Origin of the sequence: Nonomuraea sp. NPDC049152 (assembly GCF_040648355.1) — a bacterium.
GTDB lineage: Bacteria > Actinomycetota > Actinomycetes > Streptosporangiales > Streptosporangiaceae > Nonomuraea.
This window is the reverse complement of sequence record NZ_JBEZDO010000002.1, coordinates 482,221-495,213: the sequence shown is the minus strand read 5'-3', so window position 1 is coordinate 495,213 and position 12,993 is coordinate 482,221. Positions and strand designations below refer to the sequence as shown.

The 12,993-nt window shown below is 69.5% G+C and carries 13 protein-coding genes; 5 read left to right on the top strand and 8 right to left on the bottom strand.

Going from position 1 to position 12,993, the window contains the following annotated elements; translation table 11 throughout:
• Positions 1-6 precede the first annotated feature (6 nt).
• Positions 7-2,463, bottom strand: a complete 2,457-nt coding sequence (gene valS, locus AB0B45_RS06075) for a valine--tRNA ligase (RefSeq protein ID WP_358126036.1) — start codon at positions 2,461-2,463, stop codon at positions 7-9.
• A 69-nt stretch (positions 2,464-2,532) separates the two neighbouring features.
• Here valS and AB0B45_RS06070 point away from each other — a divergent pair, with 69 nt between their 5' ends.
• Positions 2,533-2,814 carry a DUF4235 domain-containing protein gene (locus AB0B45_RS06070; protein ID WP_358126033.1) on the top strand — a complete coding sequence of 94 codons (282 nt, stop codon included), beginning with the start codon at positions 2,533-2,535 and terminating at the stop codon, positions 2,812-2,814.
• On the opposite strand, the gene AB0B45_RS06065 is transcribed toward AB0B45_RS06070, so the two are convergent.
• The 3 genes from AB0B45_RS06065 to paaN all read right to left on the bottom strand — a co-directional run bounded on the left by AB0B45_RS06065 (position 2,795) and on the right by paaN (position 6,733).
• Positions 2,795-4,180, bottom strand: a complete 1,386-nt coding sequence (locus AB0B45_RS06065; RefSeq protein ID WP_358126030.1) for a trehalose-6-phosphate synthase — start codon at positions 4,178-4,180, stop codon at positions 2,795-2,797. The two genes, AB0B45_RS06070 and AB0B45_RS06065, sit on opposite strands and share 20 nt — an antisense overlap.
• 71 nt (positions 4,181-4,251) lie before the next feature.
• Positions 4,252-5,085, bottom strand: a complete 834-nt coding sequence (locus tag AB0B45_RS06060) for a 3-hydroxyacyl-CoA dehydrogenase family protein (protein ID WP_358126027.1) — start codon at positions 5,083-5,085, stop codon at positions 4,252-4,254.
• A 1-nt stretch (position 5,086) separates the two neighbouring features.
• Positions 5,087-6,733: a phenylacetic acid degradation protein PaaN gene (gene paaN, locus AB0B45_RS06055; protein WP_358126023.1), complete on the bottom strand. Its 1,647-nt coding sequence runs from the start codon at positions 6,731-6,733 to the stop codon at positions 5,087-5,089.
• Positions 6,734-6,830: 97 nt separating this feature from the next.
• Here paaN and paaI point away from each other — a divergent pair, with 97 nt between their 5' ends.
• From paaI to AB0B45_RS06040, 3 genes are read left to right on the top strand one after another with little or no spacing between them, the layout of a single operon-like run.
• Positions 6,831-7,211, top strand: coding sequence for a hydroxyphenylacetyl-CoA thioesterase PaaI (gene paaI / locus AB0B45_RS06050; protein WP_358126270.1), 381 nt, complete (start codon positions 6,831-6,833; stop codon positions 7,209-7,211).
• Entirely contained in the window at positions 7,208-8,431 is a 1,224-nt protein-coding gene (gene paaK, locus AB0B45_RS06045; RefSeq protein WP_358126020.1) for a phenylacetate--CoA ligase PaaK, read from the top strand. Before paaI ends, paaK begins: the two co-directional genes overlap by 4 nt.
• Before the next feature lie 4 nt (positions 8,432-8,435).
• Entirely contained in the window at positions 8,436-9,032 is a 597-nt protein-coding gene (locus tag AB0B45_RS06040) for a TetR/AcrR family transcriptional regulator (protein ID WP_358126017.1), read from the top strand.
• 59 nt (positions 9,033-9,091) lie between these two features.
• On the opposite strand, the gene AB0B45_RS06035 is transcribed toward AB0B45_RS06040, so the two are convergent.
• The 4 genes from AB0B45_RS06035 to AB0B45_RS06020 all read right to left on the bottom strand — a co-directional run bounded on the left by AB0B45_RS06035 (position 9,092) and on the right by AB0B45_RS06020 (position 12,539).
• Positions 9,092-9,958, bottom strand: coding sequence for a hypothetical protein (locus AB0B45_RS06035; protein WP_358126015.1), 867 nt, complete (start codon positions 9,956-9,958; stop codon positions 9,092-9,094).
• Between the two features lie 18 nt (positions 9,959-9,976).
• A complete protein-coding gene (locus AB0B45_RS06030) occupies positions 9,977-10,276 on the bottom strand; it encodes a DUF4193 domain-containing protein (protein WP_090929286.1) in 300 nt (99 codons plus the stop codon).
• A 284-nt stretch (positions 10,277-10,560) separates the two neighbouring features.
• Positions 10,561-11,889, bottom strand: coding sequence for a HAMP domain-containing sensor histidine kinase (locus tag AB0B45_RS06025; protein ID WP_358126012.1), 1,329 nt, complete (start codon positions 11,887-11,889; stop codon positions 10,561-10,563).
• Positions 11,886-12,539: a response regulator transcription factor gene (locus AB0B45_RS06020; protein WP_358126009.1), complete on the bottom strand. Its 654-nt coding sequence runs from the start codon at positions 12,537-12,539 to the stop codon at positions 11,886-11,888. Before AB0B45_RS06020 ends, AB0B45_RS06025 begins: the two co-directional genes overlap by 4 nt.
• Positions 12,540-12,768: 229 nt before the next feature.
• On the opposite strand from AB0B45_RS06020, the gene AB0B45_RS06015 reads away from it, so the two are divergent.
• Complete coding sequence (locus tag AB0B45_RS06015) at positions 12,769-12,933, top strand: hypothetical protein (protein ID WP_358126007.1); 165 nt, start codon at positions 12,769-12,771, stop codon at positions 12,931-12,933.
• The last annotated feature ends 60 nt before the right edge of the window (positions 12,934-12,993 follow it).

Here is a 12,993-nt window from a genome sequence, read left to right as displayed (position 1 = left end):
CAGAACTCAGGCGAGCTCGACGGCGACGGTCAGCTCCTCGCCCGCCTCCAGCACGAATTCGTCGACGTTGCCGGAGCCGCACAGGTCGTCGGCACCCTGACGGACCAGTCCGGCCTGAGGGGCGTGGACGGTGAGCCTGGCGATCTCGGCGCGCATCGACACCTTCGCCTCGGACTTGGCCTTGCGGACCTGCCGCAGCACCTCCGACACCAGCGCCAGCAGCGCGGGGTCGCCCCCACCCGCCTCCGCCTCCGGCCAGGCGGCGCGGTGGACCGACCCCTCGCGCCACCACGACCACACCTCTTCGGTGACGAACGGCAGGAACGGCGCGAACAGCCGGAGCTGCACGTCGAGCGCCTGCCTGAGCGCGGCGTGCGCGGAGGAGGCGGCCGCGTCGTCGTCGTAGGCACGGGCCTTGACCAGCTCGAGGTAGTCGTCGCAGAAGGACCAGAAGAAGCGCTCGGCCACCTCCAGCGCCCGCGCGTAGTCGTAGCCCTCGAAGGCGTCGGTGGCCTCCCGCACCGCCTGCGACAGCGCCGCCAGCATCGACAGGTCGAGCGGCTCGGTGACCCGCTCGCCCTCGGGGAAGCCGAGCACGAACTTCGACGCGTTGAGGATCTTGATGGCCAGGCGGCGGCCGATCTTCATCTGGCCGGTGTCGAAGGCGGTGTCGGTGCCGGGACGGCCGCCCGCCGCCCAGTAGCGCACGGCGTCGGAGCCGTACTCCTCCAGCATGGACATGGGCGTGGTGACGTTGCCCTTGGACTTCGACATCTTCTTGCGGTCGGGGTCGAGGATCCAGCCCGAGATCGCGACGTTCGTGAACGGCAGCGAGTCGAACTCCTGGTGGGCGCGGACCACCGTGGAGAACAGCCAGGTGCGGATGATCTCGTGCGCCTGCGGCCGCAGGTCCATCGGGAACACCCGCTCGAACAGGTCGGGGTCGCGCTCCCAGCCGCCCACGATCTCGGGTGACAGCGACGAGGTGGCCCAGGTGTCCATGACGTCGGTGTCGCCGACGAAGCCGCCCGCCACTCCCCGCTGCTCCTCGGTGTAGCCGGGCGGAACGTCGGAGGAGGGGTCGACGGGCAGCATGTCGTCCGTGGGCAGGATCAGCGCGCCGGTGTCGACGTCGTACCAGACGGGGAACGGCACGCCGAAGAAGCGCTGGCGGGAGATGAGCCAGTCGCCCGCCAGGCCCTTGACCCAGTTGTCGTAGCGGACCCGCATGTGCGGCGGGTGCCAGACCAGCTCGGCTCCCCTGGCCAGCAGCCGCTCGCGCAGCTCGGCGTCGCGCCCGCCGTTGCGGATGTACCACTGGCGGGTGGTGACGATCTCGAGGGGCTTGTCGCCCTTCTCGTAGAACTTCACCGGACGCTTGACCGGGCGCGGATCGCCGTCGAGGTCGCCCGACTCGTGCAGCATCTCCACGATCCGCTCGCGGGCGCTGTGGACGGTCTTGCCCGCCAGCTCCTTGTACGGCTCGGCCTCGACGCCGTCGGGCGGCTCGGGCAGCAACCTGCCGTCCCATCCGATGACGGGCCTGGTCGGCAGGTTGAGCTCGCGCCACCAGGTGACGTCGGTGATGTCGCCGAACGTGCAGATCATCGCGATGCCCGAACCCTTGTCGGGCTCGGCCAGGTGGTGGGCGAGGATCGGCACCTCGGCGCCGAACAGCGGCGACAGGGCGCAGGTGCCGAACAACGGCTTGTAGCGCTCGTCGTCGGGGTGGGCGACGAGGGCGACGCAGGCGGGGATCAGCTCGGGCCTGGTCGTCTCGATCCAGACGGGGCCCTGGTCACCGTAGAAGGAGATCCGGTGGAAGGCCCCTGGCCACTCCCTGTCCTCCAGCTCCGCCTGGGCGACGGCGGTGCGGAAGGTGATGTCCCACAGCGTCGGAGCCTCGGCCTGGTAGGCCTCGCCGCGCGCCAGGTTGCGCAGGAAGGCGCGCTGGGAGGCGGCACGCGAGGCGCCGTCGATGGTGGCGTAGGTCAGGCTCCAGTCGACCGACAGACCGAGCCGCCGCCACAGCTGCTCGAAGGCCTTCTCGTCCTCGATCGTGAGCCGCTCGCACAGCTCGATGAAGTTGCGCCTGGAGATGCTGACCTGCTGCTTGCCGGGCTTGTCGGGCGGCTGGAACGACGGGTCGTACGGGACGGAGGCGTCGCCGCGCACGCCGAAGTGGTTCTGCACCCTGCGCTCGGTCGGCAGGCCGTTATCGTCCCAGCCCATGGGGTAGAAGACCTCGCGCCCGCGCATCCGCTGGTACCGGGCGATGGTGTCGGTGTGGGTGAAGGAGAAGACGTGGCCGACGTGCAGCGAGCCGGAGACGGTCGGCGGAGGGGTGTCGATCGAGTAGATCTGCTCCCGCGTCTTCGACCTGTCGAAGCGGTAGACGCCCTCGGACTCCCAGCGCTCTACCCATACCTGCTCCAGGCCGTCGAGAGTGGGCTTCTCAGGCATGAGCGGATGGTGTGATCGCTGAGTCATGCCTCCAAATGGTACGCGTCGAAGACGAATAGGGTTGCACACATGAAGACAGAGGAGAAGCCGGACATCGCCTGGCGGGTGATCGGCGGCCTGGTGGGTCTGGCCACCGCCTGGGCGGCCAAGAAGGTGCTCGGTTACGTGTGGGTGAAGGCCACCGGCAAGGAACCGCCCCTCGACACCGATTCCGACGAGGTCGGCATGGCCGAGGCGATCGGCTACGCGGTGGTGATGGGCGTGGGCATGCAGGTGGCCCAGATCGTGGTGAACAAGACCGCGAAGAAGCGCTACCTCGCATGGAAGGCGCTCAAGACTCCAACGCAGTGAGGAACTCGCTCGCCCAGCGGTCCACGTCGTAGGTAGACACCCGGCGGCGCAGAGCACGCATCCGCCGGGCCACCTCGTGCGGCGTGGCCCGCATGGCGGTCATCATCGTTCGCTTGAGTCCCTCGACGTCGTAGGGGTTGACCAGGTAGGCCTGCCGCAGCTCGTCGGCGGCCCCGGCGAACTCGCTCAGCACGAGCGCCCCTCGCAGGTCGTGATGGCAGGAGACGTACTCCTTGGCGACCAGGTTCATCCCGTCGCGCAGCGGCGTCACGACCATCACGTCGGCCGCCAGGTAGAGGGCGGCCAGCTCCTCGCGGTCGTGCGACTGGTGGAAGTACTGGATCGGCTGGGCGCCGAGCGCGGAGTGCTCGCCGTTGATCCTGCCCACCTGCAACTCGATGTCGTCGCGCAGCCTGCGGTACTCGTCGACCCGCTCCCTGCTGGGCGTGGCGATCTGCACGAAAACCGCCTCGCCGGGGCTCAGCCTGCCCTCGTCCAGCAGCTCGCCGAAGGCCTCGAGGCGCTGGCCGATGCCCTTGGTGTAGTCGAGCCTGTCGACGCCGAGCAGGACGTGCTCGGGGTCGCCGAGGTCGGCGCGGATCTCCTTGGCGCGCTGCACGATGTGCGGCTCGCGCACCATGACGTCGAGTTCGGAGAAGTCGACCGAGATGGGGAAGGCCTGCGCGGTGACGACGCGGTCGCCGGCGTAGACCTCGTTGCTCTTGTAGGACAGCCCGAGCAGGCGGCGGCAGAGCCTGATGAAGTTGGAGGCGCCTCCGGGCAGCTGGAAGCCGACCAGGTCGGCGCCGAGCAGGCCCTCCAGGAGCTCGGTGCGCCACGGCAGTCGCCAGTACAGCTCGACGGGCGGGAACGGGATGTGCAGGAAGAAGCCGATGCGCAGGTCGGGGCGGCGCCGGCGGAGCATGGCGGGCACGAGCTGGAGCTGGTAGTCCTGCACCCAGACGACCGCGCCCTCTTCGGCGGCTTCGGCGGCGGCCTCGGCGAAGCGTTCGTTGACCTTGCGGTAGGCGTCCCACATGCGGCGTTCGAAGACGGGCGGGGCGACCACGTCGTGATAGAGGGGCCAGAGGGTGGCGTTGGAGAAGCCCTCGTAGTAGAGCTCGATCTCCTCGGCCGACAGCGGGACCGGGATGAGGTTCATGCCGTCCTGTTCGAACGGCTCCAGCTTCTCGTCCGCCGCGCCGTGCCAGCCGAGCCACGCGCCCTGGCGGCGCTGCATGACGGGCGCGATCGCGGTGACGAGCCCGCCGGGGCTCCTCCGCCACGAGGCCGTGCCGTCGGGTTCGACCGTTCTGTCCACCGGCAATCGGTTGGCGACGATCAGAAACGAGCTACGGCCGGCCACGCATATCCTCCCGGGATGTCGACAATGCCGTTGACATGTACCCCGGATTCACACAAAGAAACACAAATCGGTCAGTTGTCCCAGGCGTAGAACCCCTTGCCCGTCTTACGGCCCAGCTCACCCCTGGCCACCATCTCGCGCAGCAGCGCGGGCGGCTCGAAGCGGGGGCCGAGCCTGGCGTGCAGGTATTCGGCGATGGCCAGCCGCACGTCGAGACCGACCAGGTCGCCCAGCCTCAGCGGGCCCATCGGGTGGCTGTATCCGAGGGTCATGGCGGTGTCGATGTCCTCGGCGCTGGCGACGCCCTCCTCGACCATGCGGATGGCCTCGAGGCCGAGGAGCACGCCGAGGCGGCTGGTGGCGAACCCGGGCGAGTCGTTGACCACCACGCCCGTCTTGCCCAGCGCCTCGACGTGCCGCCTGGCCGCGGCGAGCACGCCGGGCGGGGTGTGCGGGGTGACGACGATCTCGACGAGGCGCTGGACGGGCACCGGGTTGAAGAAGTGCAGGCCGATCAGCCGGTGCGGGCCGTCCAGGCCGGCCGACAGCTCGGTGATGGACAGCGAGCTGGTGTTGGTGGCCAGCAGCGCCCTGGGCCCGATCCGCGCCTCGGCCGCGGCCAGGACCTCGACCTTGAGCTTCGGGTCCTCGGGCACCGCCTCGATCACCAGGTCGGCCGCCTCGGGCACGGGCCCGAGGGACAGCCGCCGCAGCGCCTCGTCGGCGCGCACGTCCTGCTGCCTGGACTCGGCCGTCCGCAGCCCCCTGGCGATCCGCTCCACGGCCGCGGCCGCCGCGGCGTCGTCGGCCTCCTGTACGGTCACCCGCGCGCCCGTGGCGAGGAAGACCTGGGCGATGCCGGCGCCCATGCGCCCGCCGCCGATCACCGCGACCCGCACGGTCATGTCAGGCGTGGCGGCGCGACTGGACGACGAAGAACCTGCCCGCCACGAACCCGGGATCGGTGAGCGAGGCGGTGGCGGCAGGGTTGGCCCCCGTGCCGTGGTAGTCGCTGAAGGCCGCCGACTGGTTGACGAACACCCCGCCCGTCAGGTTGCACGACAGGTTCACCCCCGCGTCGATCGCCGCCCGCTCGGCCGCGTCCAGCACCTGCGATGAGGTGGAGTAGACCGAGGCGGTCAGCGCGCCGCGCGCCGAGATCGTCCGCCGCAGCACCGCCAGCGACTCCTCCGTGGAGCCTGTGGCGATGACGAACGCGACAGGGCCGAAGTGCTCGCGCCCGTAGGTCTCCTCGTCGGCCTGGGAGAGCTTGACGATCACCGGCGTGCGCACGGTGGCACCGGGGAAGGACGGGTGCGTCACGCTCCTGGACTCCAGCACGACCTCGCCCAGCGAGGGCGCGGCCTCGACTCTGGCCAGCACGCCCGCGTTGACGATCGCCCCGGTGAGCTCGACCGCCCTGGCGTCGTCGCCGAGCAGCCGCGACACGGCGGCGGCGAGGTCTGCGGCGACCTCGGCGAGGCTCTTGTGCCCCGCGTCGGTCTGGATGCCGCCGGAGGGGATGAGGATGTTCTGCGGCGCCGTGCACATCTGGCCGCTGTAGAGCGACAGGGAGAAGGCGATGTTGCCGAGCATGCCCTTGTAGGAGTCGGTGGAGTCGACGACGATCGTGTTGACTCCCGCCTTCTCGGTGTGCACGAGCGCCTGGGTGGCGTTGCGTTCCAGCCAGTCGCCGTACTCGGTGGAGCCGGTGAAGTCGACGATCCGCACGTCGGGGTGGGTGGCGAGCTGCCCGGCCAGGCCCTGGCCCTCCTCGGCGGCGAGCGTGACCAGGTTGGGGTCGAAGCCCGCCTCCTCCAGCACCTCGCGGGCGATGGCCACGGTGATGGCCAGGGGCAGGATCGCGCCAGAGTGCGGCTTGACGATGACGGGGTTGCCGGTGACCAGCGAGGCGAACAGGCCGGGGTAGGCGTTCCACGTGGGGAAGGTGTTGCAGCCGATGACCAGGCCGACGCCGCGCGGCACGACCGTGAACGTCTTGTCCATGACCAGCGGGTCGCCCTTGGCGGGCTTCTCCCACCGCGCGTGGGACCGGGCGGCGGTCATGGCGGCCAGCCCGTAGGCGACGGCCTCGAGCCCGCGGTCCTGCGCGTGGGGCCCTCCGGCCTGGAAGGCCATGACGAAGGCCTGGCCCGTGGTGTGCTGGACGGCGTTGGCGATCTCGAAGCTGCGCTGGTTGATCCGGTGCAGGATCTCGGCGCAGACCTGCGCCCTCTCCTGCGGTCCCGCGTCGCGCCACGCCGGCATCGCCGCCCCCGCCAGGTCGACGAGCTGCTCGGGCGAGGGCTCGGGATAGGTCACACCCAGGTCCATCCCGTACGGCGAGCGCTCGACCCCGATCCACAGCCCGGTGCCCTGCTGCTCCAGCGGGAACGGCTTGCCGAGGTAGGACTCGAACGCCTCTTTGCCACGCTCGGCCGCGCCCTCGCCGTACACCCTGGGGCTCGGCGACTCGGGATAGGCGCTCCAGTAACCCCGCTCGGCGATGGCCTTCATGGCCCTTGTGAGCGTCTCACCGTGCTGGTCGAACATGGTCTGCGCCTCCCTTGACAGGACCTGCGGACGATGATGTGTTTACCGAACATTCGGTCAGCTGACAAGGGAGACATCCGTGGAGTCCGCACGTCGGATGATGGCGGCCGACGTGGCCTCGGCCGTACTGGGGATCGAGCTGGTCAGCCTGGCTCCGGGACAGGCGGTCTGCAAGATGGCCGTGACCGAGCGGATGATCAACGGGCACGCCCTCTGCCACGGCGGCTACGTCTTCCTGCTGGCCGACACGACCTTCGCGTGCGCCTGCAACACCCACGGGCCCGTCACGGTGGCGGCGGGCGCCGAGATCTCCTTCGTCTCCGCCGCGCGGGCGGGCGAGACGCTGACCGCGACGGCGCTGGAGCGGACGCTTTTCGGGCGGAACGGGATCTACGACATCACGGTGCGGGGCGAGGATGGAAGGGTGGTCGCGGAGTTCCGCGGACGCAGCCGCGCCTTGAAGGAGGAGGGCTCATGATCTCGTCGGACGAGCTCGCCGCGCTGCAACTCGAGCGGCTCCGGTGGACCCTCGATCACGCCTACCGCAACGTGGCGCTGTACAGGGAGAAGTTCGACGCGGCAGGAGTGCGCCCCGACGACTGCAAGGAGCTGGGCGACCTGGCGAAGTTCCCCTTCACCACCAAGGACGACCTGCGCTCGTGCTACCCGTTCGGCATGTTCGCGGTGCCACGCGAGCAGGTGGTGCGCGTCCACGCCTCCAGCGGCACGACGGGCAAGCCGACCGTGGTGGGCTACACCAGGCGCGACATCGACACCTGGGCCGAGGTCATGGCCAGGTCGCTGAGGGCGGCGGGCGGCAGGCCCGGCGACATCGTCCACGTCGCCTACGGCTACGGGCTGTTCACCGGCGGGCTGGGCGCACACTACGGCGCCGAGCGGCTCGGCTGCACGGTGGTGCCGGTCTCCGGCGGCATGACGCCCCGCCAGGTGCAGCTCATCACCGACTTCCGTCCCGACGTCATCATGGTGACGCCCTCGTACATGCTGGCGCTGCTGGAGGAGTTCGAGGCCCAGGGCCTCGACCCGCGCGCGACCTCTCTGCGGGTCGGCGTCTTCGGCGCCGAGCCGTGGACGGAGGAGATGCGCGCCGAGATCGAGGGCGCCTTCGGCCTCGACGCCGTGGACATCTACGGCCTGTCGGAGGTCATCGGCCCCGGCGTCGCGCAGGAGTGCGTGGAGACCAAGGACGGCCTGCACGTCTGGGAGGACCACTTCTACCCGGAGATCGTCGACGCGGACGCCGACGGCAGGGGCGAGCTGGTCTTCACCTCCCTCACCAAGGAGGCCATGCCCGTCATCCGCTACCGCACCCACGACCTGACCCGCCTGCTCCCCGGTACGGCGATGCCCGCCTTCCGCCGGATGGAGAAGGTGAGGGGACGCACCGACGACATGATCATCCTGCGCGGCGTCAACGTCTTCCCCACGCAGATCGAGGAGGTCGTGCTGCGCACGCCCGGCCTGTCGCCGCACTTCCTGATCGAGCTGAGCAGGCCCGGCCGCCTCGACGTGATGAAGGTACGCGTGGAGGCCGCCCCTGGCGCCTCGGCCGACGCCCTGGCCAGGACGGTCAAGGACACCATCGGGGTCACGATCGCGGTGGAGCTCGTGGAGCAGGGGACGCTGGCCAGGTCGGCGGGAAAGCTGCAACGCGTAGTGGACCTTCGGGATAATTAGCCACATGACCACCACTCCGGCCCGTCAGCGCGGGCGCGGGCACGACCCCGAGTCCGTCCTGCACACGGCCGTGACGGTGTTCAACGAGCGCGGCTACGACGGCACCAGCATGGAGGACCTCGCCCGCGCCCTCGGGATGACCAAGTCGGCGATCTACTACCACGTGCCGGGCAAGGAGCAACTGCTCGGGCGGGCCCTCGACAGGGCGCTGGACGGCCTGTTCACCATGATCGCCGACCCGATGGCCGTCTCGGGACCCGCGATCACGCGGCTGGAATGGGTGGTACGGCGCAGCGTGTCGATCCTCGTGGAGCGCCTGCCGTACGTCACACTGTTGCTGAGGGTGCGCGGCAACAGTGCCACCGAGCAGCACGCGCTGGAGCGGCGGCGGGAGTTCGACAGATTCGTCAGCCACCTGGTGAAGGAGGCGGCGGCCGAAGGACACATCAGACCGGACGTGGATCCCGCGCTGGTGACGCGGCTGCTGTTCGGGACGGTCAACTCGATCACCGAGTGGTACCAGCCGTCACGCGGCGGATCGGCCGACGAGCTCGCCGACGCCATCCTCACGATCGCCTTCGACGGGCTGCGCACCCGCTGACGCGGGCCGCCCAGGGGGCAAGGCGGGGGAAGGCCCGCCGCCCTGGGCGCCGACGCGGGTCAGCCTTCGAGCTCCGCCGACCCGGGGGGCTGCGGAAGCGTGGGACGTTTGATGCGCAGATCGGCGCGGATCGCCTCGCCGAGCTTCTTGGTGGCCGCCCGGTTGAGTGCGCCGCCGGCCACGGCTCCGGTCAGGAAGGGGCCGAGGGTTGTCAGGTGCCGTCCGAGGGTCCTCATCAGCCTGTTGCGCAGCGCCGTCTTCGTCGCGGCGCCCAGCGCGAGCGTGACGGAGGCCGGCGCGAGCGGGTCGACGCCCCGCTGCTTCGACCACGCCACGGTGAACGCCATGGCCCGCTGGGTGCCCGTGCCCGGCACCTCGACGCCGTAGACCTGGTGAAGTTCGGCCAGCAGCTTCACCTCGATGGCCGCCACCACGATCGTCTCGGCGACCAGCTGGGCCGGCGCCGACAGCAGCAGGGGCGGGGCGGCGAACTCGGCGGCGGCCAGGGCCCCGCCGATCGCGCCGACCGTCATCGTCGCCTTCTGCGCGGTGCGGACGAGGTCGTCGGCCAGTTGCTCGCCGGTGAGGCCGTGGTGGTGTTCGGACAGTGTGGCGAGGTCCCTGATCGGGATGCGGGGCGTGATGTTCAGGAAGACGTCGGCCAGCCACCTGCCCCTGCCGACGCCCGAGGCGTTCGCGTTCTTCGCCCCAGCGGTCAGCGACCTGGTGAGGCGGCCGAGCAGCCTGCGCCGCTCGCCGCTCTCCAGCTCACCGGGCCGCACCAGGCGGCCGACGAGTTCGCCGACCTCGCGGCCGGCATCGTCGGGCTCGTGCTCCTGGTCCTTGTCCGCGGCGGAGGCAGCGGACGACTCTGCGACCTCTGGGTCGTTCACAGGGTCGTCCCGCTCCTCTTTCTTGGATGACACGATGCGGTGCCCTCTCCGTCAGGCGGCGCACTCCCTGCAGACCTGCTGCCCGTTCCTCTCGGAGGCCAGCTGGCTGCGATGGTGCACAAGGAAGCACCGCGAGCAGGTGAACTCGTCTGCCTGACGAGGGATCACCCGCAGGGACAGCTCCTCATTCGACAGGTCCGCACCGGGCAGCTCGAGCGACTCGGCGAGGTCCGTCTCGTCGATGTCGATGCTGCCGGAGGACTTGTCGGTCCGCCGCGCCTGGAGTTCCTGGAGGCTGTCCTCCCCCAGGTCGTCATCGGTCTTGCGCGGGCTGTCGTAGTCGGTAGCCATGGTGCTTGCTCCATCCCCCTCATCTATGGTCTCGCGCTCGTCGCGCGTGTCTAACGTCCGAGAGGCCCGTCTTGTGCCCGTTCCTTCAGGGAGATTTGTGCATCGGTACCCCGCAGGAACGGCTGCTGAACCTCCCGACACGAAGGGGCGCGCCGCCAACGGCTCGTGGTTAGCCAAATATGGCGAAACACACAGCATTGGCGGCATGCACCACCGTGTTCGACGGCACATCCAACCACATGTACGGCGCGAACGAGACTCCCCCGTCAGATCAACACGCCGGACTAGCGCCCGGGGAGTCGAATGGTCACGACAAGTCCTCCGCCGTCGCGCGGCACCGCGGCCACGTTTCCGCCGTGCGCCTGCACGACCGCGCGGACGATGGACAGGCCGAGACCCGATCCCTTCGCCGAATCCACACGGTCCGCGTGGAGCCTTCTGAAGGGCTCGAACAGGCTGTTCACTTCGTACGCCGGGACATGCTGTCCCGTGTTGGCCACCTGAACAACCAGTGCCCCGTCCACCATTCCCGTACGGATCCAGACTTTTCCGTTTTCTGGTCCAGTTTCGGGAAGGTTGTATTTGACGGCATTCTCCAGCAGGTTGCTGATGGAGCGTTCTAGCAGTACGGGGTCGCCCAGCGTGGGCGCCGCCGACAGCTCGGTGGTGACGGTGACGCCGTGCTCGGCGGCGAAGGGCGCGAGCTGCTCCACGGCCGTCGTGGCGACCTCCCTGACGTCCACCGGCTTGCGCACGCGCAGCTCGCGTTCGCTACGGGCGAGCAGGAGCAGGCCCTCGATCAGCTTCTCGTTGCGGGCGTTGACCTCGAGGAGGGTACGGCCGAGCGCCTTCAGGTCCTCCGACGCCTCAGGGTCGGACAGCGCGATCTCCAGGACCGTCCTGTTGATGGTGAGGGGCGTGCGCAGCTCGTGCGAGGCGTTGGCGACGAACCTGCGCTGGGTGTCGAAGGCGACGTTGAGCCTGGTCAGCATCGCGTCGAAGGTGTCGGCGAGCTCCTTCAGCTCGTCCTGGGGGCCCTTGAGGTCGATGCGCTTGTGGGCGAGGTTGCTCTCGGAGAGCTTCTTGGCCGTCGCGGTCATCTGCGCGACGGGCCGCAGCGCCCTGTCGGCCACGAAGTAGCCGAGGATCAGCGCCAGGATGCCGACCCCGATCAGCACCATGATCGACTGCCTGATGAGGTTCTCGAGGACGATGTTGATGTTGTTGTTCATCAGCAGCTGCGACTGGTCGTTCAGGTCTTCCGCCAGCGCCGTGGGCGCCCACCGCGGCAGTTGCAGGGTGAAGGAGAAGCCCTGATGGAGCACCGAGCTGACGATGAGATACATCACCGCGAGCAGGAAGGCCCCCGCCACGAAGAACAGTGCGCTGTAGGTCAGGGTGAGCCGCCACCTGATGCTCACCCTGTCGCGCATCACCCTGATGCGCTCGGCCATCGTCTCCTCGTCCGCCGGCGGGATGGGCGGCGGACCGTCCCACTCGCCGCCCCCCGTGCCCAGCTGCTCCACCCGCGTCCGCGTCATGCTCGCCCGCTCCGAGTGCGGACTGATCATCGGATGCGTGGGGACCGCCGGACGGTCCTGCTCGTCGCTCACAACTTGTATCCCACTCCCGGGACGGTCTCGATCACCTGGGGCTCACCGAGCTTCTTACGCAGCGTCATCATGGTGACGCGCACGACGTTGGTGAACGGGTCGATGTTCTCGTCCCATGCCTTGTCCAGCAGGTCCTCCTGGCTGACCACGGCGCCGTCGGCGCGCAGCAGTTCCTCGAGGACCGCGAACTCCTTCTTCGTCAGCTGGATCTCCTTGCCGTCGCGCTCCACGAGGCGCTTGCCCGGGTCCAGCCGCACTCCGGCCCGCTCGAGCACAGGGGGCAGGGCGGGCGCCGACCTGCGGCCGAGCGCGCGCACCCTGGCCACCAGTTCGATGAACACGAACGGCTTGGCCAGGTAGTCGTCGGCGCCGAGGCCGAGGCCCTCCACCTTGTCGTCGACGTCCCCGGCGGCGGTCAGCATCAGGATGCGGGAGGCGCTGCGGTCGGCGACCAGCCTGCGCGCCACCTCGTCGCCGTGGACCACGGGCAGGTCCCTGTCCAGCACGATCACGTCGTAGTCGATGTAGGCGACCTTCTCCAGCGCCGCGCCGCCGTCGTAGGCCACATCCACGGCCATGGCCTCGCGACGGAGCCCCGTCGCGATCGCGTCGGCGAGCACTCGCTCGTCCTCAACCACAAGCACCCGCACGGCTGCTGGCACCTCTTCCTCGCTCCTGGATGTGGCCTTCATTTTCACCACATCCCCGATAAACGCACGGTAAGCCATGTGCGGGCACCACCGTGACGCAGGGCACACGAGATCGGAGGTTTCGGACCGCGGTGGGGGTGGGTAGACCCGCGGGACACCTATGCCGCGTGCTTTGAACCCCTATGACCGCACGCGCCACCCCCGAGATGCATGTAAGAGAGAAGGTGAGATGGGCGAGTTCACGACCACGATCGAACGCCGCCTCTGCCAGGCCTACAAGGGTCTCGACGAGGCGAGGTCCGTCGGCGACGACTACCTCGCCGACACCCTCACCGCGGAGATCGAGGATCTGCGACGCCTGGCCGACGACCACGGTGTCCCTTTGCCGCGCTGAACCGCACCGCACGTGACGACGGCCGGAGCCTCGCTGGCTCCGGCCGTCGTCGTGTGCGGG

What these genes read in the sequence shown, in the direction of transcription:
- valS (WP_358126036.1), bottom strand. Translation starts at nt 2,463, where the DNA reads ATGCCTGAGAAGCCCACTCTCGACGGCCTGGAGCAGGTATGGGTAGAG.
- AB0B45_RS06070 (WP_358126033.1), top strand. Translation starts at nt 2,533, where the DNA reads ATGAAGACAGAGGAGAAGCCGGACATCGCCTGGCGGGTGATCGGCGGC.
- AB0B45_RS06060 (WP_358126027.1), bottom strand. Translation starts at nt 5,085, where the DNA reads ATGACCGTGCGGGTCGCGGTGATCGGCGGCGGGCGCATGGGCGCCGGC.
- paaN (WP_358126023.1), bottom strand. Translation starts at nt 6,733, where the DNA reads ATGTTCGACCAGCACGGTGAGACGCTCACAAGGGCCATGAAGGCCATC.
- paaI (WP_358126270.1), top strand. Translation starts at nt 6,831, where the DNA reads ATGATGGCGGCCGACGTGGCCTCGGCCGTACTGGGGATCGAGCTGGTC.
- paaK (WP_358126020.1), top strand. Translation starts at nt 7,208, where the DNA reads ATGATCTCGTCGGACGAGCTCGCCGCGCTGCAACTCGAGCGGCTCCGG.
- AB0B45_RS06040 (WP_358126017.1), top strand. Translation starts at nt 8,436, where the DNA reads ATGACCACCACTCCGGCCCGTCAGCGCGGGCGCGGGCACGACCCCGAG.
- AB0B45_RS06030 (WP_090929286.1), bottom strand. Translation starts at nt 10,276, where the DNA reads ATGGCTACCGACTACGACAGCCCGCGCAAGACCGATGACGACCTGGGG.
- AB0B45_RS06015 (WP_358126007.1), top strand. Translation starts at nt 12,769, where the DNA reads ATGGGCGAGTTCACGACCACGATCGAACGCCGCCTCTGCCAGGCCTAC.